The sequence below is a fragment of the Plantactinospora sp. WMMB334 genome (genome assembly GCF_049179095.1).
GTDB lineage: Bacteria > Actinomycetota > Actinomycetes > Mycobacteriales > Micromonosporaceae > Plantactinospora.
Genome location: NZ_JBMHME010000002.1, coordinates 4863021 through 4884572 on the forward strand (window position 1 = coordinate 4863021; position 21552 = coordinate 4884572).

Below are 21552 nucleotides of genomic sequence, written 5' to 3' on the forward strand. Positions count from 1 at the left end.
GAGTCCGGGCCGGACGGCGTGACCGCGCCGCCCCGACCGGGGCCACGGGGCGACGGCAGCGTGGACCGAGGGTCCACCCTCGCGGAGAGCATCGACGGATGAGCACAGCACCGACCCGCTGGAGGTTGCGTTGACCGACGACGTCCTGGTCGTACACGGGGGTACGCCCCTTTCCGGGCAGATCCGGGTGCGCGGCGCGAAGAATCTCGTCTCCAAGGCGATGGTCGCCGCCCTGCTCGGCGACGAGCCGAGCCGACTCTTCGACGTGCCGCGCATCCGCGACGTCGAGGTGGTGCGCGGCCTGCTCGAACTGCACGGCGTCAAGGTCACCGACGGCGTCGAGGACGGCGAACTGGTCTTCGACCCGGCCAACGTCGAGAGCGCCAGCACCGACGAGATCAACGTGCACGCCGGCTCCAGCCGGATCCCGATCCTCTTCTGCGGCCCGCTGCTGCACCGGCTCGGCCACGCGTTCATCCCCGACCTGGGCGGCTGCCACATCGGCCCCCGGCCGATCGACTTCCACATCCAGGCGCTGCGGCAGTTCGGCGCGCTCGTCGACAAGACGCCCGAGGGGATGCACCTGACCGCGCCGAGCGGGCTGCACGGCACCAAGTTCGAGCTGCCGTACCCGAGCGTGGGCGCCACCGAGCAGGTGCTGCTGACGGCGGTACTCGCCGAGGGCGTCACCGAGCTGCGCAACGCGGCCGTCGAGCCGGAGATCGTCGACCTGATCTGCGTCCTGCAGAAGATGGGCGCGATCATCAAGGTGCACACCGACCGGGTGATCGAGGTGCAGGGCGTCGCCCGGCTGGGCGGCTACACCCACCGGCCGATCCCGGACCGGATCGAGGCGGCGAGCTGGGCCGCCGCCGCGCTGGCCACCGGTGGCCGGGTCGAGGTGCTCGGCGCCGAGCAGGCCGACATGATGACCTTCCTCAACGTGTTCCGCTCGGTCGGCGGGGCCTACGAGGTCACCGACACCCGCCCGCCCCGGCAGGGCAGCCCGGGCCAGGAGGGCGGGATCCGGTTCTGGCACCCCGGCGGCGAGCTGCGCGCGGTGGCGCTGGAGACCGACGTGCACCCGGGGTTCATGACCGACTGGCAGCAGCCGTTGGTGGTGGCGCTGACCCAGGCCCGGGGCCTGTCGATCGTGCACGAGACCGTCTACGAGCAGCGGCTCGGCTACACCGAGGCGCTGAACAAGATGGGCGCCACCATCCAGGTCTACCGGGACTGCCTCGGCGGTACGCCCTGCCGGTTCGGCCGCCGCAACTTCAAGCACTCGGCGGTGATCGCCGGGCCGTCGAAGCTGCACGCCGCCGATCTGGTCATCCCCGACCTGCGGGCCGGGTTCAGCCACCTGATCGCGGCGCTGGCCGCCGAGGGGACCTCCCGGGTCTACGGGGTGGATCTGATCAACCGTGGCTACGAGGACTTCGAGGCCAAGCTCGCCGCGCTCGGCGCCCACGTCGAGCGCCCCTGACCCGCCAGAAACGCACGGGGCCACCGCCGGCAGACCGCGAGGTGCGGGTCGGGCCGGCGGTTGGCTACCCTTTCTGCGTGCCGTCGCTGTTTCGCCGCAAACCAGCCGACCTCGTCGACGAGGCCACCGCCGAGGTGACCCCGGACGAGGAGTCCACGTCCGCCCGCCCCCGTGGCCACACGCCGAGCAAGAAGGAGCTGGGCCGGGAGACCCCGAAGCGGCCGAGCGCCGGGCGGCGGGTGGTCGGCGACACCAGGCCGCTCACCAAGCAGGAAACCAGGGAGCGGCGCCGGCAGGCGCGGGCCGACGCGGCCGCCGAGTTCCGCCGGGAGGGTGGCCCCCGGGACCGTGCCCCGGAGCGCGGGCTCGCCCGCGACGTGGTGGACTCCCGGCGTACCGTCGGCACCTGGTTCTTCGGCGGCGCCCTGGTGGTGCTGATCGGCTCGGCGAGCACCATGCCCCCGGTGGTGCGGTTCGCCTCCAACCTGCTGTGGGGGCTGCTGGCCATCGCCCTGGTGATCGACTCGGTGTTGATCTCCCGGCGGATCAGGAAGCTGGTCCGGCAGCGGTTCCCCGACACCGACCAGCGGATGGGCTCGCTCTACCTCTACGCGATCATGCGCTCGATCACCTTCCGCCGCATGCGCGCCCCGGTCCCCCGGGTCAAGCTCGGCGACCCCGTCTGACCGAGCGCACTGCTCCTCGCCCCCGGCACGGCAGCCGCCGTCCCGGCCGGGCAGGGTGGCGCATGCGGTCAGTCCGGCACCGGGGTGTCGACCGGCGCGGGCGCACGGTAGAGCCGGGCGACGACGTCCTCGATGGCCGGCTCCACGATGGCGATGTCGCGCAGCGCCACCAGCCGGGCCAGCCCCGCCACCACCTCGGAGGCGGTCGCCGACTCGCAGGCGAAGACCAACCGCCGCCCCTCCGCCTCGGCGCGTAGCAGCGGCGCGCCGGGCAGCACCGGCGGCTCGGACAGCGGCTCGTCCAGGTCCGCCACGACCAGCCTGCGCGAGCCGTACCGCGCGTGCAGCGCCTCGATCGACCCGTCGTGCACCACCCGGCCGTGGTCGATCACCACCAGGCGCCGGCAGAGCCGCTCGATGTCGGCCAGGTCGTGCGTGGTCAGCACCAGCGTGGTGTCACCGGCGGCGCCGAGCTCGGCCAGGAAGGCCCGGACCGCCTGCCGGCTCACCAGGTCGAGCCCGATCGTCGGCTCGTCCAGGAAGAGCACCTCCGGGCCGTGCAGCAGCGCGGCCGTCAACTCGCCGCGCATCCGCTGGCCGAGCGAGAGCTGCCGGACCGGGATGTCGAGGAAGTCGTCCAGGTCGAGCTGCGCCCGGCAGCGCCGCAGCCGCGCCGCGTGCTCGGCCGCCGGCACCCGGTAGACGTGCCGCAGCAGGTCGAAGGAATCCCGCAGCGGGAGATCCCACCAGAGCTGCGAGCGCTGCCCGAAGACCACCCCGATGCGCAGCGCCAGCCGGGTGCGCTGGGCCACCGGCACCAGCCCGCAGACGCGTACCTGGCCGGCGGAGGGAGTCAGCACCCCGGTCATCATCTTGAGCGTGGTGGACTTGCCGGCGCCGTTCGGCCCGATGTATCCGACCATCTCGCCGCGCCGGATCGCCAGGTCGATCCCGTCGACCGCGCTCACCACCCGCCTGGTCCGGCGGAACCGGCCGGCCCGGACGCGTATCGTGAACTCCTTGCGCAATCCGCGTGCCTCGATGACCGGGGACTCCGGCCCGGTCGCGGTCACGAGCCGGTGCTCCGGTAGTGCCGCACGCCGAGCCGCCAGACGGCGGCGGCCAACACACCGGCCGGCAGCGCCACGGCCGGTGCGGCCCAACCCGCCCAGCCCGGCAGGCCGAGCGGGTCGGCCCGGCCGAGCAGCGCCAGTGCCGGGTAGTAGGCCACGAAACCGAACCCCAGCCCGTACGCGAAAACGCCTCGGAACCAGCCACTGTAGACGGTCATCGGATAGGTCGTGAAGTCCCGCCCGCCGTAGGTGAACGCCGAGCCCACCTCGCCGGAGTCGATCCACCAGAACGAGAGCGTCGCCGTGGCCACGAAGATCGCGCCGAAGAAGACCACGCCGGCCAGGGGCGCCAGCACGGCCAGCGCCACCCGCCCCGGAGTCCAGTGCAGGTCCGCGGTGGCCAGCGCCACGGCCAGCACCCCCGCCCCGAAGAGGGCGCGGGACGCCTTGCGCAGCGGCAGGTCCATCAGCAGCAGTTGGGGCAGCGCGCCGAGCGGACGGACCAGGACCGCGTCGAGCAGCCCGGTCCGGACGTACTGGCGGAGCCCCTCGACGTTGCCGACCGCCAGGTCGGCGGTGGCGAAGGCCGCCGCCGAGAGCCCCACCATCACCATCGCCTCGCTCCGGTCGAAGCCGCCCAGCTCCCGGGTGACCCGGAACAGCACCAGCACCGTGAGCACGTCGAGTGCGGTGGCGCCGACGTTGCTGACCAGGTCGACCACGAACGAGGTCCGGTACGACGCCTGCGACCGGGCCTGCCCGCGCAGCAGCGCCAGGTAGGCCGGCACCCGCCGCAGCCGGTACGGCGGCTCAGCCACCCCGCACCTCAGCCACCCCGCACCTCAGCCACCCCGCACCTCAGCCACCCTGCACCACCAGTCTGCGCTCGGCCCGGCGCTGCACCGCGTGACACGCCAGCAGCACCAGCCCGGCCCAGAGCACCTGCACGACGACCATGCCGGCCTGCACCAGCCGTCCGTCCCGCTCGACGAGGACGTCCAGCGGCGTCTGCAACAGGCTCGGAAACGGCGTGGCCAGCCAGAGTGTCACGGCGATCCGGTCCGGCAGGAACCGCAGCGGAAAGTAGAGCCCGGCGAGCACACCGGAGCCGAGGGTCCAGAGGATCAGCGCGCCCCGGGCGTCGTGCAGCCAGTAGGCGGTCGCGTTCACCAGGTAGCGGCAGCCGAAGCAGATCACCACGGCCAGGGCGGTGGAGAGGGCGAAGAGCGGCACCGTCTGCCACCGGGTCGGCAGCGCGAGGTCGAAGAAGAGCAGCCCGGTGAGGACCGGCGGCAGGAACCGGGTCAACAGCGCGTACCCGGCCCGGCCGAGGTCGGTCGCCAGGTAGCTGGCCACCGGATGCACCGGTCGCAGCAGGTCGCTCGCGACCTCACCGGTGCGGATCCGGTCGGCCAGCTCGGTCCACCGCCAGAGCAGTATCACGGCGAGGAGTCCCTGTCCTACCCAGACGAAGGTGGCGAGCTGTTCCGGGGTGTAGCCACCCGCCACGCCACCGGCACCGGACGCGACGGCGAGCAGGACGTAGCAACGGAGGAAGCCGAAGACGGTGTTGGTGAAGGCGCCGGCAAGGGTAGCTTGCCGATATGTAGAGTACCGACGAAACCCCGATCTGGTTATAGCAGCAAATGTCCGGAACCACGGGATGATGTTTCGGCGGATGGGTGGTGGCACAGTGGCGGTGACCGAGCCCACGCCGTTACCCTCCTTCCGCGACCACGCTGCACCAAGCCGGGCGACTTTACCCGGAACGCCCGGCTGTCCAGCGAGAATTTTCGACGAGGTGACACCCCGTGATTGAGCGACGCGAGCCGGCTTCCCCGGCCGCGCCGCGCGCGGTCAGCCGCCCCGCCGGCGACCTCGGGCCCGGTCCTGCGGCCGCCGGAGTACGACCGGGAGCGCCGGTATGAGTGGGCGATACTCCGGCGGCTGGGGTGAGGCACCCGAACCCTCCTGGGCGACCGAACCGACCTCGGAGTGGGAGCCGCAGTTCCCCGGCCAGCGGTATGCCGGAGACATCGGCCACCAGCGGCGCCGTGCGGCCCGGCCCGCCGGCCGCGCAGCCGTGCCGACCGGCCGGGCCAAGGTGCCGCCACCGGGCAGTCGCCCCGGCGAGCCGGAGCCCTTCGGCCGCCCGGACGGCGCTCCGCACGCACCCGAGCCGATCCACCAGGGTCGGCCCGACGCTGCCCCCAACGGGCACCCCGAGGCGATCCCGAACGGGCGCCCCGGGCAGCCTGCCGGGCCCCGCCCGGTGGCCGCCCGGGCGGACGGACCGCCGCGCGACGCGCGTACCGGACGCCTCGACCGCTGGAGCGGCGGCCGGTCCACGAGTTGGGAGCCGGCGTCCGATTCCCGGGACGCCGCCCCGGAACCGTGGGACGAACCGTCGAACGGGCGCGCCCGGCCGCCGGCGGAGTACCGCACCGGCGGCTCGGTGCCGGTCGCCCGGGACGACCGCCGCTCGCCCCGGGCGGCGGAGCCCGGACCGCGTGGCGGCCGCGGTGACGGTGGGTTCGCGGGCGGCAGGGCGGCGTCGCCGCACGACCCGCGCCGCTCCGGAGACGACCGGCCGGGCCGTTCTGCCGCCCCGCCGGAGCGGCGGGGACGGTGGCTCACCGGTCCCGCCTCGGACGAGACCCCACCGCCGCAGGACCGCCGCCCGATGCCGTCCGACGGCCGCCCCGGACCACGGGACGGCCGGGGCCGGATCGCACCGGGTGGACGTCCCGGCCAGATGCCGGCGGCGTTCGACGGCGCTCCCGGAGCGGACCGTGCCGACGGCTGGGCGGGGCGATCCGGCGGTCCACCGCACCCGGCAGGCCGTGAGGTGCCGCCCGGTCGCACCCCGCCCCGGGCCCGGCCCGACCGTCCCGGCGCCGAGCCGCCGCCGGTCCGGCGACCCGCCGCCGGCCCCGCCGGGGCCTGGCCGGCGCAGCGTGGCCCGGGTCAGGAGCCGCCGCGTGAGGGCCGGCGCTTCCCCGACCTGGGTTCCGGGCGACCGCCGGCACGCGATCCGCGTGGCACCGATCCGGCCGGCCGGCCGGCACCGGCGCACCGTGGCGACCGGGTCGGTCCGCCCCCGCCCGGCATCGAACGGCCGGCCGCCGAACTGGCACCGGGATACGGCCGGCCCGACCGTCCGCCGGTCCCGGGAGCCGACCGTCCACCAGTCCCCGGAACCGACCGCCCGGCGGTCCCCGGAACCGACCGCCCCGCAGTACCCGGAGCCGACCGGGTGCCGCCGCGCGGCGGCCAGCAGGACGGGGCGCCGACCCGCCCGGAGCGGGTCGCGGGATACCCGCCCGCGGCGGCCGCTCCGGCGGGACCGACCGAGCGGGTCGGGCCGAGCCTGCCGCCCCGGGCCGGGGAACCGGCCCGCGCCGCCGAGCAGCCGCGCCCGGTCGAGCCCGCCCGCCGGATCGAACCCACGCGCCCCGTCGAGCCGGTACGCCGGGTCGAGCAGTCCCGCCCGATCGAGCCGCGCCCGGTCGACGCCGGGCGCCCGGTGGATGCGCCTCGCCCTGTGACCCCGCCCCGCCCCGCCGAAGCAGCCCGCCCCACCGAACCACCTCGCCCGGTCGAACCGCCCCGCCACGCAGAGTCCGTCCGCCACGCAGAGTCCGTGCGCCACGCAGAGTCCGTGCGCCACGCAGAGCCGGCACGCCCCACCGAACCGGCACGCCCGGTCGAGGCGACCCGCCACACCCAACCGGCACGCCCCGTCGAGCCGGCACGCCCCGCCGAGCCGGCACGCCCCGCCGAGCCGGCACGCCCCGCCGAACCGGCACGCCCCACCGAACCGGCACGCCCCACCGAACCGGCACGCCCCACCGAACCGGCACGCCCCGCCGAACCGGCACGCCCGGTCGAGGCGACCCGCCACACCCAACCGGCACGCTCCGGCGAGGCGACGCAGCCGGTGGAGCCGCCGCGCGAGCAGGCGGCGGGCTGGCTGACCCCGAGCACGGTGCCGGACCCGGTTCCCCCGCCGCCCCGGCAGCCCTCCGCCGACGAGACCGGTCCGCGTCCGCCGGCCACCCCTCCCCCGTCCGCGGGCCTACGCCTGGAGTTCCTGTCCGCGCCGGCGCCCGCCGCCACACCCCCGACGCCGGCCACCGGGCCCGCACCGGCCGCACCCCCGCCCGCCAGCACGCCGCCGGCCGGCTCCACCCCGCCCGCCAGCCCGTTGCCGGACGAGGTGGCCGGGCCGGAGAGTGGCTGGCCGGTCGAACCAGCCGCCGCCCCGGCGGCGGATATCCTCATCGAACCCGCCTCCCCCGTCCCCTCGTCCGGCCCTCCGATCGAACCGGCCGGCCCGGGAGCCGTCCCGGACACCGGACGGGCCGCCGACCTGAGTGGAACTTCCGTACCCTCCATGCCAAAGACCGGACCTGTCACGGACCACGCCCCCCTCGGGCCGCTTGACGATGCTGCCGCGACGGCCGCCTCCCCCGCCGAGCCGGGCACCGACACCACCGCCGCGAGCGCCGGAGCGGACGCCGCCGCCGTACCCCGGCAACGGGGCGACGGCGGCGCGGAGCCGGCGGCCGACGCGACCGCAGCGCCACCCCCGGCCACCGGCGGGGACGGAGCGGCCGATCGTGGATCGGCGGAGACCGCCCCAGCGGTCGACGCCAGCGCCGGCGGCCCGGCGGCCACGTCCGCCACCTCCGGCCCGCCGGCCGACGCGCCCACCTCCGGGTCACCGGCCACCGCGCCCACCTCCGGCCCGCCGCTGGCCACCTCACCGCCCGGGTCGCCCGTCGCCGAGGCCAGCCCCGACACGGTGCTGCCGACCGGGCCGGCCGCCGGTGCGGCCACCGCGCTGAGCGCGCCCACCATGCTCACCCCGATCGTCCGGCCCGGGGGCCGGGCCGCCGAGCCGAAGCCCGAGGACGTTCCGGCGGAGCCGGCGGCGACCGACCCGGAACACGTGCTGGCGTCGTACGAGTGGCGGTTCCACCACGAGACCCTGCGGGAGCTGGTCGAGGACCCGGAGGAGTTGCGGGCCATCCGGGACCGGCTGACGGAGAAGCTCGAACCGGCCAAGGACAACGCGACCCGGGCGCGGCTGCTGAGCCTGCGGGCCGTGGTCTCCCGGATCCTCGGCGACCTCGGCAAGGCACTCTCCGACGGCAAGCTGGCGCTGGCCCACGCGGAGGCGACCGGCCAGTTGCGGCGGATCGCGATCGCGCAGGCCCGGCTGGCCCACGTACTCCAGTGGCGCGGGGACTTCGCCGAGGCGGACCGGCTCTTCGCGGAGGCGAACTCCTCCGAGCTGCCGGACCGGCTGCGGGCCACCATGCACGAGCACGCCGGGCGATCCTGCTATGACCAGGGCCGCTACATGGAGGCGTGCAACCACTTCGAGAAGGCCCTTGAACTGCGCAAGGTCGAGGACCCGGATCTGATCTCCCGGACCGAACTCGCGCTCGACGCGGTCTTCAACAAGGTCGCCAAGGACGGTTGGGGTCCCTACCCGCGGGACCGGGACGAGATCCTCCAGGTGCACAAGCCACCGGTGCCGACCTTCAGCGAGAAGGTGCAGCGCTGGGGCTACGCCGATCCCGACGGCCAGCTGGCGATCGCGCCGAGCTACGCCGACGTGCAGCCGTTCCGGGACGGTGCCGCCTGGGTACGCCGGCCCGAGACCCGGACCTGGGAGCTGATCGACGAGACCGGTGAGCTGCTCGTCGAGGCCTCGGCCGGCTACCTCGGCGTGGGATCCTTCTCCGACGGGCTGGCCTGGGTCTCCCGGGACGGCACCGGCGGCTGGATCGCGATCGACAAGTCCAACAAGGTGGTCATCCCGGCCGGCTTCGAGGACGTGCGCCCGTTCCGGCGCGGTATCGCCGCCGTCCGCCGGGGCGGCTGGGGCGCGGTCGACAAGACCGGCAAGGTGGTGCTGGCGACCCGCTACACCGGCTTCAGCACCGCGCTCACCGACGGCCGCTACGTCGACGGCTTCACCGACGAAGGGCTGGCGATCGTCGACGTGAACGGGCGCAAGGGCGTGGTGGACCGCTCCGGGCAGGTCCTGGTCCCACCGGCCCATCCCGCGCTGGTCATCCATCCGGTCGCCTTCCTGGTCGGCAACGGCACCGGGCAGTGGGGCGCGCTCGACCGCCGGGGTGAGCCGCTTATCGACGCGGTCCACCCGAGCCGGAACGACGTGATGGAGGAGATCGACCGGCTGCTCGCCGACACCAAGCCCGTGCTGTGATCCGCGTTCGCCAATCCGTGCAGTGATCCGCGTTCGCCACCCCGTGCTGTGATCCGCGTTCCCCACGCCCTCGCCCGACGTGATCCACTCCGGCGCGGGGACTAGGGTCGAAGGTATGGAATTCCGACACCTTGGCCGCTCCGGCCTGCTGATCAGCGAGATCTCGTACGGCAACTGGATCACCCACGGCTCCCAGGTCGAGGAGGAGGCCGCGCTCGCCTGCGTACGCGCGGCGCTGGAGGCCGGCATCACCACCTTCGACACCGCCGACGTGTACGCCGGCACCAAGGCGGAGTCGGTGCTGGGCCGTGCCCTGAAGGGCGAGCGCCGGGAGGGCCTGGAGATCCTCACCAAGGTCTTCTGGCCGACCGGCCCGGGCCGGAACGACCGGGGCCTGTCCCGCAAGCACATCATGGAGTCGATCAACGGCTCGCTGCGCCGGCTCCAGACCGACTACGTCGACGTCTACCAGGCACACCGGTACGACTACGCCACGCCGCTGGAGGAGACGATGGAGGCCTTCGCCGACGTCGTGCACTCCGGCAAGGCGCACTACGTCGGCGTCTCGGAATGGAAGGCGTCGGAGATCCGGGCCGCCCACGCGCTGGCCCGCGAGCTCAAGATCCACCTCGTCTCCAACCAGCCGCAGTACTCGATGCTCTGGCGGGTGATCGAGGGCGAGGTCGTGCCGGCCAGCCAGGATCTCGGGGTCAGCCAGATCGTCTTCTCGCCGATCGCCCAGGGCGTGCTGACCGGCAAGTACCAGCCAGGTCAGGAGCCGCCGGCCGGCTCCCGGGCCACCGACAGCTCCGGCGGCGCCGGCTTCATCGCCCGGTTCATGTCCGACGAGGTGCTGACCCGGGTGCAGCGGCTCAGGCCGCTCGCCGAGCAGGCCGGGCTCAGCATGGCCCAGCTCGCGGTCGCCTGGGTGCTGCAGAACCCGAACGTGGCCTCTGCGATCATCGGCGCCTCCCGCCCGGAGCAGGTGCACGACAACGTGAAGGCGTCCGGGGTGAAGCTCGACGCCGACCTGCTCAAGGCGATCGACGAGATCGTCGACCCGATCACCGAGCGGGACCCGGCCAGGACCCAGAGCCCGGCCAAGCGCCCGTAGCGGGTGTTAGGAAGGGCCCCCGCTACCACAGAAAACGATAAGCGGGGGCCCTTCCTTACACCTCAGTTCTGCCAGAGGCGGATCATGCGCAGGCCCTCGGCGTAGAGGTAGTCGGGCAGGCCGATCAGGTCGCCGGTCGCGAAGACACCGCCGAAGAACCAGCCGCCCACGCGCGGGTTCCAGAGCAGGGCGAAGAGCAGGATGAAGCCGTACGGGGCCATCAGGTCGTAGCCGCGCCGCCACTGCGGGTTCAGCCACGGCTGGATGACGTTGCCGCCGTCCAGCCCGGGCACCGGCAGCAGGTTGAGGATGCTCGCGGTCAGCTGGAGGAAGGCGAGCAGCGCGACACCGGACCAGAACTCCGGGCGGGCGAAGACATCCACCCCGATCGCGAACGGCACGACCAGCAGCAGCGCGAAGAGCACGTTGGTGGCCGGACCGGCCAGGCTGACCAGCGAGTGCCGGAGCCGGCCGGGAATCTCGTGCCGGTCCACCCAGACGGCACCGCCGGGCAGGCCGATGCCGCCGAGCAGCACCACCGCCACCGGCAGGATGATCGAGAGCAGCGGGTGGCTGTACTTGAGCGGGTTGAGGGTCAGGTAGCCGCGGTGGGCCACTCCCCGGTCGCCGGCCCGGAACGCCACCACGGCGTGCGCGTACTCATGCAGGCAGAGCGAGACCAGCCAGCCCGACACGACGAAGAGGAAGACGTCGAGCCGCAGATTTCCGAACCCGTTCCACGTCATGACCCCGCTGGTGACGAAGAGCGCGACCAGGGCCAGGAAGATCGGGCTGGGCCGGAAGGCCTCCCGGGGCACGCCGAGGACGAGCCGGTCCCGGCCCCGTTGGTCGAAGTTCATCCCGGTCACTCGGCCGCCGGTTGCAGGCTCATCGTGTATTCCACCCGGTCGTCCTCGACCAGCAGCACCGAGGCGACGCCGGCGGCGGCGAGCTCACGCCAGGTCTGGCCGATCCAGGACTCGGCGTCGGCCTGGCTGCTGAACGCCTCGGCCGGTCCGGTGACCGGACCGCCGTCCGCGCCCTCGTACCGCCAGCTCCACGGCATGTCGCGTCTCCCCTCGCCGATCTTCCGCGCCGACAAACCCCCGCCAGCCTAGTCGGCCGTACGGTACGAGCCGGCCCGGAGCGCTCGGCGCGGTCCCGGCACGGCATCCGTACCCCCGCGACATACCTCACCGCGAGATGCCGGGCCGGGCGCTCTAAGGTACGGGCATGTCCGTTGACGGGTGGCACAGGCTCCTGGTGCTGGGCGGAATCCGCTCCGGCAAGTCCGAGTTCGCCGAAGCACTGGTGCGGGACGTACCGGATGTCCGATACGTCGCGACGGCCCCGACCGGCGTCGACGACCCCGAGTGGGCGGCCCGGATCGACGCCCACCGGCTCCGCCGGCCGCCGAGCTGGACGACCGAAGAGGCCAATGCCGACCCGTCCCGGCTCGCCGAACTGCTCGCCGGGGCCGGGCCCGGGGAGACCCTGCTCGTCGACGACCTCGGCGGCTGGGTGACCGTGCTGCTCGATCCGGCACACCAGCCCGCCGACGACGTCGCCACCATCGGGGAACTCGGCGCCGCGATCCGGGCCTGCCCGGCCCGGCTGGTGCTGGTCAGTCCGGAGGTGGGATTGTCGACGGTGCCGACGACTCCGCTCGGTCGGGCCTTCGCCGACGCGGTCGGCACCACCAACCGGACGGTCGCCGACGCCTGCGACGCCGTGGTGCTGATGGTCGCCGGGCAGCCGGCCTGGCTCAAGGTCGGTGCCGACCGGCCGGCTCCGGCGGCGGTCCCGGCCGGCGGCCCGAGCCCGGACCCCGGCCGGCCGGGCGTGCCGGCCCAACCCGACCGGTCCGCCCAACCCGATTCCGGTACACCCGTCGACCAGGACACGCCCGCCGACCAGGACACGCCCGCCGGGCGTGGCGGCACCGCACCGGCCGCGTCGGCCTGGACCGACGTGCTGGGCGCGGTGCCCCAGGTACTCCGGCCCACCGTCGTCCCGGCGCCGCCGGCCGAGCCCCCGCCGTCGGACGGGACCGGCTGGACCGCACCGACCATGGCGCTGCCGATGGTCGCCACCGGCCTGGTCATCCAGGCCGGGATGGACCTGCCGATGCCGGACGAGTACGCCGGACCCGCCGCCGTCGACCGGCTCGGCACCCTCGACCTGCCCGGCGCCGGCCTCGGCCGGCTGGACCGGGTGGTCGCGTTCGCCGCCGCCACGCAGGGCAGCGCCACGCCGCAGCCCTGGCGCTCCGTCCGGGTGCTCCTGCTGCACGGCGACCACTCCGGCGGGGCCGCCGCCGGCACGGTGCCCGGCGAGTCCGCCCGCCGGGCCGAGCAGGCGCGGCAGGAAACGGGCCCGATCGCCCGGCTGGCGGCCGGGGCCGGGGCCACCCTCCAGGTCGTGACGGCACCGCAGGCCCGGCCGATGGAGGAGGGTCCGGCGCTGACCGGTGACGAGGTCGAGGCGGCCCTGCGCTACGGCTGGCGGCTCGCCGAGGAGGCGGTGGACGCGGGCGCGGATCTGCTGGTGCTCGCCGCCTGCGGCGCCGGTACGGAGGCCGCCGCCGCGGCGGTACTCGCCGCCACCTCCGGCGCCGAACCCGCCGCGGTGCTCGGCCGGGTCGTGGCGCACGGCGGTCAGGTCGACGACGCGGCCTGGATGCTGCGCTGCGCCGCCGTCCGGGACGCCATGCACCGCACCCGGCGCAATCCCCGGGACGCCAAGGACGTGCTCGCCGAGCTCGGTGGCGGCGACGTCGCGATCGCCACCGGCGTCCTGCTCGGCGCGACGGCCCGGCGTACCCCGGTGCTGCTCGACGGGCCGGTCGGGGTGGCGGCCGGTCTGGTCAGCCGGGACCTCGCCGGCCAGGCCCGGCACTGGTGCCTGCTGCCCGACCACGGCGACCATCCGGGGGTCCGGCTCGGCGCGGACGTGCTCGACCTGGAACCGCTGCTGGACCTGCGGCTCGGCCTCGGTGAAGGGGCCGGGGCGCTGGCCGCGCTGCCGGTGCTGCGCTCCGCGCTGACCCTCGCCGCCACCCTGCCGCCGCACCCGGCCGAGGAGACCGCCGCGACCTCAGCTCCGGCAGCCGGCACCGTCGGCGCCGACTCCGCTCCGCCGCCCGGTCCCGGCGGGACCGGTCCCGACGGCACCGGTCCCGCCGATCCGGCACCCCGGTCCGGGAAGCCACATCCGGAGAGCCCGCCGGTGCCGGACCCGGCCGAACCGTGGGCCCCCGAACCGGCAGCCCTCGAACCGGCAGCCCCCGAACCGGCAGCCCCCGAACCGGCAGCGCCGGCACCGGAGCGGCCTGGGCGGGACGGCGACGACGGCCCCGACGACGACCGGGAGTTCGTCGAGCCGCCGCCGGCCGGCCCCGGCCCGACCAGCGTCCCGGCGGATCCGGACCCGACCGGGACGGGTCCGGCGGCGGACGCGCCGGACCCGGCGGGCGGCCGGGAGGGCGGGCGCCGCGACGGCGCCACCGTGCCACCGGGTGTCTGAGGGCCGCTTCGCGGCCGGCGGCCGGCTGGCGGTGACCATCTTCACCGTCGCGCCGCTGCGGGCCGACCGGGTCGACCGCGCCTCCGCCGGTACGGCGATGGCCCTGGCGCCGCTCGTCGGCGCGCTGCTCGGCGTACTCCTCGCCGGGATGCTGGGTGGGCTGGGCACGATCGCCCCACCGCTGGTCGCCGCAGTGCTGACCGTGGCGGCGGCGGCGCTGCTCACCCGGGGACTGCACCTGGACGGGCTGGCCGACACCGTCGACGCGCTCGGCTCCTACCGGTCGCCGGAGGCGGCTCTGCGGATCATGCGGCAGCCGGACGTCGGCCCGTTCGGGGTGGTCGCGCTCCTCCTCGTACTCCTGCTCCAGGCCGCGTCGTTCGCGGCGCTGGCCGGCCGGCCGTGGCCCGCGCTGGTCGCGACCCTGGTGTCCGGGGCGGCGACCGGACGGCTCGCGGTGAGCTGGGCCTGCCGGCACGGCGTTCCGGCGGCCCGCCCGGACGGGCTCGGTGCGCTGGTCGCCGGCACCGTCGGCCCGGCGACGCTGGTCGGGCTCTCGGCCGCGGTCGCGCTGCTCGCCGTGCCGGCGGTGCCGGGCCGGCCGTGGCAGGGCCCGCTCGCGGTCGCCGCAGCGCTGGCCGGCACGCTGCTGCTGCTCCGGCACGTGGTGCGCCGGCTCGGCGGCATCACCGGCGACGTGCTCGGCGCCGCCGTCGAAGTGGCCAGCACGCTCTGCTACCTGGGGCTGGTGCTGGCCGGGTGAGGACGGGCCCGCGGTGCCGCTGCCGGCCGACGGAGAGAGTCCCGACCGGCGGTGAGCAGCGGTGGGCACCGACAGGGCCGCGCCGACAGGGCCGCGCCGACGACCGGCCGGTGCCGACCGGCTGACCGGGCTGCCGTTCGCGGGTAGCGTTCGCGAAAAGGACATCAGATACGAGGACGAGGCCGGCACGCGGCCGAGCGGGGGGACGCAATGCTCATCACGGACGATTTCCTGCCCGTGCCTGTCCCGGAGTCGCTGACCGCGACCTACCTGGTGCCCACCTCCGGCCCGGCCGACCCGGCACCGGCCGACGCGGTGGCGGCGCTGGGCGGCCGGCTCTCCGGACCGGTGCACGACCTCGCCCGGCAGATGCTGGACAGCCCGCTCATGACGGTCGACACCCGGCCGATCGCGGAGTTCCCACACCTGCCGCCGGACCTGCTCACCGCGTTCGGGGCCACCGACACCCAGTTGGCCCGGCTGGACGCCGCCACCGACCTGGTGGTGGTGCAGGCCAGTTACCGGCCCGGCTGGCCGCCGGCGCACGAGTGGGCGGCCCGCACGGTGGCCTCCGCCGTCGCCGAGTCGCTCGGCGCCGACGTGGTCGACGTCTTCGCCCTGCAGTTCCTCGACCCGGCCGCGGCGCTGCGCTCGCTGCCGGACGCCGAGGGGCGGGTACGCCTGATCGACTGGGTCCTGGTGCCCTACTCCTCCGACGACGGCGGGCTCTGGTTCACCACCAAGGGACTGCGCCGGTTCGGGCTGCTGGAGTTGCAGGCGCAGGGGGTGCCGAGCCACCTGACCCGGGCCTGGGGCGCGGTGATGACCGGGGTGGCCCGGCGGCTGCTCCGGGCCTGGACGGACGGGCTCGCCGACAGCGAGGTGCCGGCCTTCGTGCAACTTCCGGTCGTCACCTCGGTCACCGGGCACGACATCGCTGTCGCGTACGGCAATCCGCAGCAGCACGACACCACCGGCCCGGCGGCGCTGCGGCTGGAACTCGACCCCGCCACAGACCCGGACGCCGACTCGTTCCTGACCCTGCTGCCGCCCGCCGGCCATCCCGGGCCGGCCGGACGGTACTTCGCGGCGGTCTGCGCCGCCCTCTTCGGCGCCACCGCCCAGTCCGACGTCCGGTACGCCCGTCCCGACGACGCGATGGCCCGGGCGATCACGACGGCCCGGGACGGGTTGCCCGGCATCCGGGAGCGGTTCCTCGCCGGCACCCTGCCGGAGGGGGTGCAGCTGCTTGTCAAGTACGGCCTGCCGACCGACGAGGGTCCGGAGTTCGTCTGGGCCGGGGTCACCTCCTGGACGACCCCGGAGCGGATCGTCGGCGCCAGCGCCAGCGACGCCACGGCGGACCCGGCCGTCCGGGTCGGCCAGCCCGTCGTGGTGGACGCCGTCGACGTGGTCGACTGGGCCCTGCTGGACGGCAGCGGCGTGATCGAGGGCGGCTGGACCCAGGCCGTCCTCGACGCCGGGGACCGTTCCCAACGCTGACCCGGCGGACGCCCTCCGGCAGCCGCCCCGGTGGGGTGGTTACTTCACGGAGGGCTGGACGAAGGGCGGCCGGGTCACCCGCATCGCCGCGCGCCGGCCGCGCACGTCGATCTCGACCTCGTCGTCCTGTGCCGGTCCCGCGTCGCGGTCGAGCAGGGCGAGGGCGATCCCGACCTTCCGGGTCGGCGAGAAGGTGCCGCTGGTGACCGTCCCGGCGGGCGTACCGCCGGTGGTGAACACCGTCATGCCGGGCCGGGGGATGCCCCGGTCGACCGCGACCAGCCCCCAGAGGGTGCGCCGGGCCCCGGCCGCCTTCTCGGCGAGCAGCGCCGACCGCCCCCAGAACGCCGGCTTGTCCCAGCCCACCGCCCAGCCCAGCCGGGCCTGCACCGGGCTGATCTCCGGGGTGAGGTCCTGGCCGTGCAGCGGGTAGCCCATCTCGGTGCGCAGGGTGTCCCGGGCGCCCAGCCCGCAGGCGCGGATCCCGTACGGCTCGCCGGCCGCGAGCAGCGCGTCCCAGACCGCGGTCGCCGCCCCCGCCGGCACCACCAGCTCGTAGCCGTGCTCGCCGGTGTAGCCGGTCCGGCAGACCACCAGCGGGACCGGCCCGCCCAACCCGGTGGCGGCCCCGGCGGTGGAGAAGCTCAGCTCGGCGGTGGAGAAGCTCATGTAGTCGTGCCCGGCCGGCAGTCCGAGGGTGCCGAGCAGCTCCGCCGAGCGTGGCCCCTGCACCGCCAGGACGGCGTGCGCCTCGTGCTCGTCGGTGACGGTGATCCCGGCCGGGGCGGCGGCGCGCAGCCGGCGTACCACCTCGGCGGTGTTGGCGGCGTTCGGGACCAGGAAGACGTGCTCGGGGTCGTGGAGGTAGGCGATGATGTCGTCCACCACCCCGCCGGTGGCGTCGTCGCAGCAGAGCGTGTACTGCGCCCGTCCCGGCCCGATCCGGCCCAGGTCGTTGCTGAGGCAGGCGTTGACGAAGTCCGCCGCCCCGGGGCCGGTGATCCGGGCCTTGCCCAGGTGGGAGACGTCGAAGACGCCCACCGCGGTACGCACCGCCGCGTGCTCCCGGAGCACGCCGCCGCCGGCGTACTCCAGTGGCATGGACCAGCCGCCGAAGGCGGCGAACTTGGCGCCGAGCGCGGCGTGCCGCTCGTGCAGCGGCGAGTGGCGGAGCCGGCCGGCGGCGCTTTCCGGGAGCCGGCCGGCGGGGCGCTCCGGGGTCTGGCCGGTCGTCTGGGTCGGGTCGGTCATGGGTCGCAACCTACCTGCTACCTGCGATCCGCCCATGGTTAGCATCGGCGGGACCCGTCCGGCGGACCGTCGGCGGGACAGCCCGTTCGTCCGGCCTGTAAGTTGCGCCGGAGACCCACTTCGCCGGGCCGCACCCACGCGGCCGGCCACGCCCGTCCGGAGCCGCGTAGTGACATCGCCCAGCACAACCCTCAGCCTGGTCGACACCGACCCCGCCGAACTCGCCGTCGACGCCATCGTCATCGGGTTGCACAGCCAGACGGTGGACGCGACGGATCCCGCGCGGAGCAGCGACTTCGCCGGGACCCTGCTCCTCGCCACCGGTGCGGAGAGCATCGCCGCGGCGTTCGACGGCCGGCTCACCGAGACCCTGGCGCTGCTGGGCGCCACCGGCGGTCCCGGTGAAGTGATCAAGCTCGCCACCCTGGGCACGATCACCGCGCCGCTGGTCGTCGCCGTCGGGCTCGGCCCCGAGCCGACCGGCGCGGCGCCGGCACCGGAGATTCTCCGCCGGGGCGCCGCCTCGGCCGTCCGGGCGCTGGCCGGCGCCGGGCGGATCGCGCTCACCCTGCCGGTGCCGGACGACGAGGACGCCCCGGCCGCGCTGCGCGCCATCGCCGAGGGCGGCCTGCTCGGGGCGTACCGGTTCGCCGGTTACAAGACCCGGCCGCAGCCGACCCGGCGGCCACCGGTGGCCGCGATCGCGGTACACGTTCCGGACGCCGCTGACGACCGGGCCCGCGCGGAGATCGGCCGGGCCGGCGTGGTGGCCCGGGCGGTCTCCCGGAGCCGGGACTGGGTCAACACCGCCCCCAACGAGCTGCGCCCGCCCTCCTTCGCCGACTCGGTGGCCACCGCCGCCCGGGAGGCCGGGCTCGGCGTGGAGGTCCTCGACGAGCAGGCCCTGGTCGCCGGCGGCTACGGCGGCATCCTCGCCGTCGGGCTCGGTTCGGAGGCGCCGCCCCGGCTGGTGAAGCTCAGCTACGACCCGGCCACCGCCGGGGCCGGCGGATCGGTGAAGCGGCTCGCGCTGGTCGGCAAGGGCATCACCTTCGACACCGGCGGCGTGTCGATCAAGCCGTCCCAGGGCATGTGGGAGATGAAGTCCGACATGGCCGGCGCGGCGGCGGTCGCCGCCACCATGCTCGCCGTCGCCGAGCTGAAGCCGGCCGTCGCGGTGACCGCGTACCTGCCGATGGCCGAGAACATGCCGTCGGGGACGGCGTACCGGCCGGGCGACGTGGTGACGATGTACAACGGCAAGCGGGTCGAGGTGCTCAACACCGACGCCGAGGGCCGGATGGTCCTCGGCGACGCCATGGCCCGGGCCTGCGAGGACGGCTGTGACTACCTGGTCGAGACCTCGACGCTGACCGGCGGCCAGGTGGTGGCACTGGGCAAGCGGGTGGCCGGGGTGATGGGCAGCACCGAGCTCTGCCTGCGCGTCCAGCAGGCCGGCGACACGGCCGGCGAGCCGACCTGGCCGATGCCGCTGCCGGACGACGTCCGGAAGGGAATGGACTCGGAGGTCGCGGACATCTCCCAGGTGAACGCGACGATGGACCGCGCCGGCCACATGCTGCAGGGTGGCGTCTTCCTGCGCGAGTTCGTCGCCGACGAGGTGCCGTGGGCGCACATCGACATCGCCGGGCCGAGCTACCACTCGGGCGAGCCGACCGGCTACTGGACGAAGGGTGGCACCGGGGTGCCGGTGCGTACCCTGCTGGAGCTGGTCGACGACATCGCCGCCAACGACTGACGGAATCGCCGCCAACCACTGACGGACCGGCCGCCGGTCCCGCCGGATGCCGGCGGGACCGGCCCCCTGCGGGGCGCCGGCTCCCGGCGGGTCAGCCGCTCGCGCGCTTGCGTCGGCCGGCTCGCCCGCTCGCGTCAGCCGCTCGCCCGCTTGCGACGCTCGTTGAAGTCGCGCATCCGCTGCGGGTAGCCGACCAGCCGGACGTCGTAGACCGGGATGGCCAGCCGGTGGGCGAACCGGCGGGCCCCGTCCGGGCCGTCGATCCGGCGCCGGGTCCACTCTCCGTCGTGCGCGATCAACATCACGGTGGTCTCGGTCACGGTCGTGCGAGGCTCGATGAACGCCTCGACGCCGCGCTTCGACCGGACAAACTGTTCAAGATGGTCAAGATCCGCACGGCTGGCGGGGCGATCGCCCGCCGTGACAACCGCCTTCTTACGTCGGCGAAACCAGGCCACCCGATCCTCTCCTCCCCGGCACGGCCGCCGCACGGCGAAACTGGCGACTTCCGGCAAGCGTACGTCCCGACGACGTGTCCTTGGGCACCTCGGTACGCGGTCCGCTTCCACTAGTGACAAGATGACCGAGGTGGGCACTCCCCGGCTCTGCTCGGCTGTCCGGGAAAAGTCCACGCCGCACCGGCCGGAAGACCCCGGTCGCGGGCGGCGGTATGCCCGGTTGACCGGCATCACCCTCGTAGCAGCGACGCGACCTGGGAGTTAACTGTGAGCGAGCCGAACGGCGGAACCTTCGATGTCGTCATCCTCGGAGGTGGCAGCGGCGGGTACGCGGCGGCACTGCGTGCCGCCCAACTGGACCTCTCGGTCGCGATGATCGAGAAGGGCAAGGTCGGCGGCACCTGCCTGCACAACGGCTGCATCCCGACCAAGGCGCTGCTGCACGCGGCGGAGATCGCCGACCAGACCCGCGAGTCGGAGCAGTTCGGCATCAAGGCCGAGCTGGTCGGCGTCGACATGTCCGGCGTGAACGCCTACAAGGACGGCGTGATCTCCCGGCTCTACAAGGGCCTGCAGGGGCTGATCAAGGGCGCCAGGATCACCCTGGTGGAGGGCGAGGGCCGGCTGGTCTCCCCGGACACCGTCGAGGTGAACGGCGCCCGCTACACGGGCCGCAACGTCGTGCTCGCCTCCGGCTCGTACGCCCGGACCCTTCCCGGCCTGGAGATCGACGGCGAGCGGGTGATCACCAGCGACCACGCGCTGACCCTGGACCGGGTGCCGACCTCGGCGATCGTGCTCGGCGGCGGCGTGATCGGCGTCGAGTTCGCCAGCGTCTGGAAGTCCTTCGGCGTCGACGTCACGATCATCGAGGCCCTGCCCCGGCTGGTGGCGGCCGAGGACGAGGAGTCCTCCAAGGCGCTGGAGCGGGCGTTCCGCAAGCGCGGCATCGCGTTCAAGACCGGCAAGCGGTTCGAGAAGGTCGAGCACACCGAGAAGGGTGTCAGGGTCACCATCGAGGGCGGTGACAGCTTCGAGGCCGAGGTGCTGCTCGTCGCGGTCGGCCGCGGGCCGAACACCGCCGACCTCGGTTACGAGGAGCAGGGCGTCAAGCTCGACCGGGGCTTCGTGCTGACCGACGAGCGGCTGCGCACCGGCGTGCCGAACGTCTACGCGGTCGGCGACATCGTGCCCGGCCTCCAACTCGCGCACCGCGGCTTCCAGCAGGGGATCTTCGTGGCCGAGGAGATCGCCGGCCGCAACCCGGCCGTGATCGACGAGAACGGCATCCCCCGGGTCACGTACTCCGACCCCGAGCTCGCCTCGGTCGGCCTCACCGAGGCCCGGGCCAGGGAGCAGTACGGCGCCGACAAGGTCAAGACCTACAACTACAACCTCGGTGGCAACGGCAAGAGCCAGATCCTGCGGACCGCCGGCTTCGTCAAGCTGGTCAGGGTCGACGACGGCCCCGTGGTCGGCGTGCACATGGTCGGCGCCCGGGTCGGTGAACTGGTCGGCGAGGCGCAGCTCATCTTCAACTGGGAGGCGTACCCGGCCGAGGTGGCGCAACTCGTCCACGCCCACCCCACCCAGAGCGAGGCGCTCGGCGAGGCCCACCTCGCCCTGGCCGGCAAGCCGCTGCACGCACACGCCTGACCACAGAAACCTCCGCGCCGGCCCGGCGACCACC

The 21552-nt window shown here is 74.7% G+C and carries 16 protein-coding genes; 9 read left to right on the forward strand and 7 right to left on the reverse strand.

From position 1 onward, the window contains the following. Positions 1-130 precede the first annotated feature (130 nt). Both murA and ACN27G_RS20730 read left to right on the forward strand, forming a co-directional pair. Positions 131-1486, forward strand: a complete 1356-nt coding sequence (gene murA, locus ACN27G_RS20725; protein WP_421494431.1) for a UDP-N-acetylglucosamine 1-carboxyvinyltransferase — start codon at positions 131-133, stop codon at positions 1484-1486. Between the two features lie 77 nt (positions 1487-1563). Then, positions 1564-2172 (forward strand): DUF3043 domain-containing protein, encoded by a 609-nt coding sequence (locus ACN27G_RS20730; RefSeq protein ID WP_421494432.1) that lies wholly within the window; start codon positions 1564-1566, stop codon positions 2170-2172. A gap of 68 nt (positions 2173-2240) precedes the next feature. On the opposite strand, the gene ACN27G_RS20735 is transcribed toward ACN27G_RS20730, so the two are convergent. From ACN27G_RS20735 to ACN27G_RS20745, 3 genes are read right to left on the reverse strand one after another with little or no spacing between them, the layout of a single operon-like run. Next, positions 2241-3245: an ABC transporter ATP-binding protein gene (locus tag ACN27G_RS20735; RefSeq protein WP_421494433.1), complete on the reverse strand. Its 1005-nt coding sequence runs from the start codon at positions 3243-3245 to the stop codon at positions 2241-2243. Next, positions 3242-4063 carry an ABC transporter permease gene (locus tag ACN27G_RS20740; protein ID WP_421494434.1) on the reverse strand — a complete coding sequence of 274 codons (822 nt, stop codon included), beginning with the start codon at positions 4061-4063 and terminating at the stop codon, positions 3242-3244. Before ACN27G_RS20740 ends, ACN27G_RS20735 begins: the two co-directional genes overlap by 4 nt. 40 nt (positions 4064-4103) lie before the next feature. Then, positions 4104-4958, reverse strand: coding sequence for an ABC transporter permease (locus tag ACN27G_RS20745; protein WP_421494435.1), 855 nt, complete (start codon positions 4956-4958; stop codon positions 4104-4106). Positions 4959-5169: 211 nt separating this feature from the next. Between ACN27G_RS20745 and ACN27G_RS20750 the strand changes: the two genes are divergently transcribed. Then, the gene (locus ACN27G_RS20750; RefSeq protein WP_421494436.1) at positions 5170-9489 is read left to right on the forward strand and encodes a WG repeat-containing protein; all 4320 of its coding nucleotides are present in this window, start codon (positions 5170-5172) and stop codon (positions 9487-9489) included. A gap of 115 nt (positions 9490-9604) precedes the next feature. Beyond that, a complete protein-coding gene (locus ACN27G_RS20755; RefSeq protein WP_421494437.1) occupies positions 9605-10603 on the forward strand; it encodes an aldo/keto reductase family protein in 999 nt (332 codons plus the stop codon). A 62-nt stretch (positions 10604-10665) separates the two neighbouring features. On the opposite strand, the gene ACN27G_RS20760 is transcribed toward ACN27G_RS20755, so the two are convergent. After that, entirely contained in the window at positions 10666-11463 is a 798-nt protein-coding gene (locus ACN27G_RS20760) for a site-2 protease family protein (protein WP_421494438.1), read from the reverse strand. A 5-nt stretch (positions 11464-11468) separates the two neighbouring features. Further along, a complete protein-coding gene (locus tag ACN27G_RS20765) occupies positions 11469-11669 on the reverse strand; it encodes a hypothetical protein (RefSeq protein ID WP_421494439.1) in 201 nt (66 codons plus the stop codon). 167 nt (positions 11670-11836) lie between these two features. Between ACN27G_RS20765 and ACN27G_RS20770 the strand changes: the two genes are divergently transcribed. The 3 genes from ACN27G_RS20770 (at position 11837) to ACN27G_RS20780 (ending at position 16394) form a co-directional block, all read left to right on the forward strand. Further along, positions 11837-14128: a bifunctional adenosylcobinamide kinase/adenosylcobinamide-phosphate guanylyltransferase gene (locus ACN27G_RS20770; RefSeq protein WP_421494440.1), complete on the forward strand. Its 2292-nt coding sequence runs from the start codon at positions 11837-11839 to the stop codon at positions 14126-14128. After that, positions 14121-14891, forward strand: a complete 771-nt coding sequence (locus ACN27G_RS20775; RefSeq protein ID WP_421494441.1) for an adenosylcobinamide-GDP ribazoletransferase — start codon at positions 14121-14123, stop codon at positions 14889-14891. Before ACN27G_RS20770 ends, ACN27G_RS20775 begins: the two co-directional genes overlap by 8 nt. Before the next feature lie 210 nt (positions 14892-15101). Continuing rightward, the gene (locus ACN27G_RS20780) at positions 15102-16394 is read left to right on the forward strand and encodes a DUF2314 domain-containing protein (RefSeq protein WP_421494442.1); all 1293 of its coding nucleotides are present in this window, start codon (positions 15102-15104) and stop codon (positions 16392-16394) included. Between the two features lie 39 nt (positions 16395-16433). Here ACN27G_RS20780 and gcvT read toward each other — a convergent pair whose 3' ends face one another. Next, a complete protein-coding gene (gene gcvT, locus ACN27G_RS20785) occupies positions 16434-17690 on the reverse strand; it encodes a glycine cleavage system aminomethyltransferase GcvT (RefSeq protein WP_421494443.1) in 1257 nt (418 codons plus the stop codon). Between the two features lie 124 nt (positions 17691-17814). Here gcvT and ACN27G_RS20790 point away from each other — a divergent pair, with 124 nt between their 5' ends. Further along, positions 17815-19404: a leucyl aminopeptidase gene (locus ACN27G_RS20790; RefSeq protein ID WP_421494444.1), complete on the forward strand. Its 1590-nt coding sequence runs from the start codon at positions 17815-17817 to the stop codon at positions 19402-19404. A 134-nt stretch (positions 19405-19538) separates the two neighbouring features. Here ACN27G_RS20790 and ACN27G_RS20795 read toward each other — a convergent pair whose 3' ends face one another. Next, complete coding sequence (locus tag ACN27G_RS20795) at positions 19539-19862, reverse strand: hypothetical protein (RefSeq protein WP_421497404.1); 324 nt, start codon at positions 19860-19862, stop codon at positions 19539-19541. A 267-nt stretch (positions 19863-20129) separates the two neighbouring features. Between ACN27G_RS20795 and lpdA the strand changes: the two genes are divergently transcribed. Next, complete coding sequence (lpdA, locus tag ACN27G_RS20800; RefSeq protein ID WP_421494445.1) at positions 20130-21518, forward strand: dihydrolipoyl dehydrogenase; 1389 nt, start codon at positions 20130-20132, stop codon at positions 21516-21518. The last annotated feature ends 34 nt before the right edge of the window (positions 21519-21552 follow it).

Bases quoted from the DNA above. Each gene is read 5' to 3' on its own strand.
- ACN27G_RS20750 (WP_421494436.1), top strand. From the start codon at position 5,170: ATGAGTGGGCGATACTCCGGCGGCTGGGGTGAGGCACCCGAACCCTCC.
- ACN27G_RS20755 (WP_421494437.1), top strand. From the start codon at position 9,605: ATGGAATTCCGACACCTTGGCCGCTCCGGCCTGCTGATCAGCGAGATC.
- ACN27G_RS20760 (WP_421494438.1), bottom strand. From the start codon at position 11,463: ATGAACTTCGACCAACGGGGCCGGGACCGGCTCGTCCTCGGCGTGCCC.
- ACN27G_RS20765 (WP_421494439.1), bottom strand. From the start codon at position 11,669: ATGCCGTGGAGCTGGCGGTACGAGGGCGCGGACGGCGGTCCGGTCACC.
- ACN27G_RS20770 (WP_421494440.1), top strand. From the start codon at position 11,837: ATGTCCGTTGACGGGTGGCACAGGCTCCTGGTGCTGGGCGGAATCCGC.
- ACN27G_RS20780 (WP_421494442.1), top strand. From the start codon at position 15,102: ATGCTCATCACGGACGATTTCCTGCCCGTGCCTGTCCCGGAGTCGCTG.
- gcvT (WP_421494443.1), bottom strand. From the start codon at position 17,690: ATGCTAACCATGGGCGGATCGCAGGTAGCAGGTAGGTTGCGACCCATG.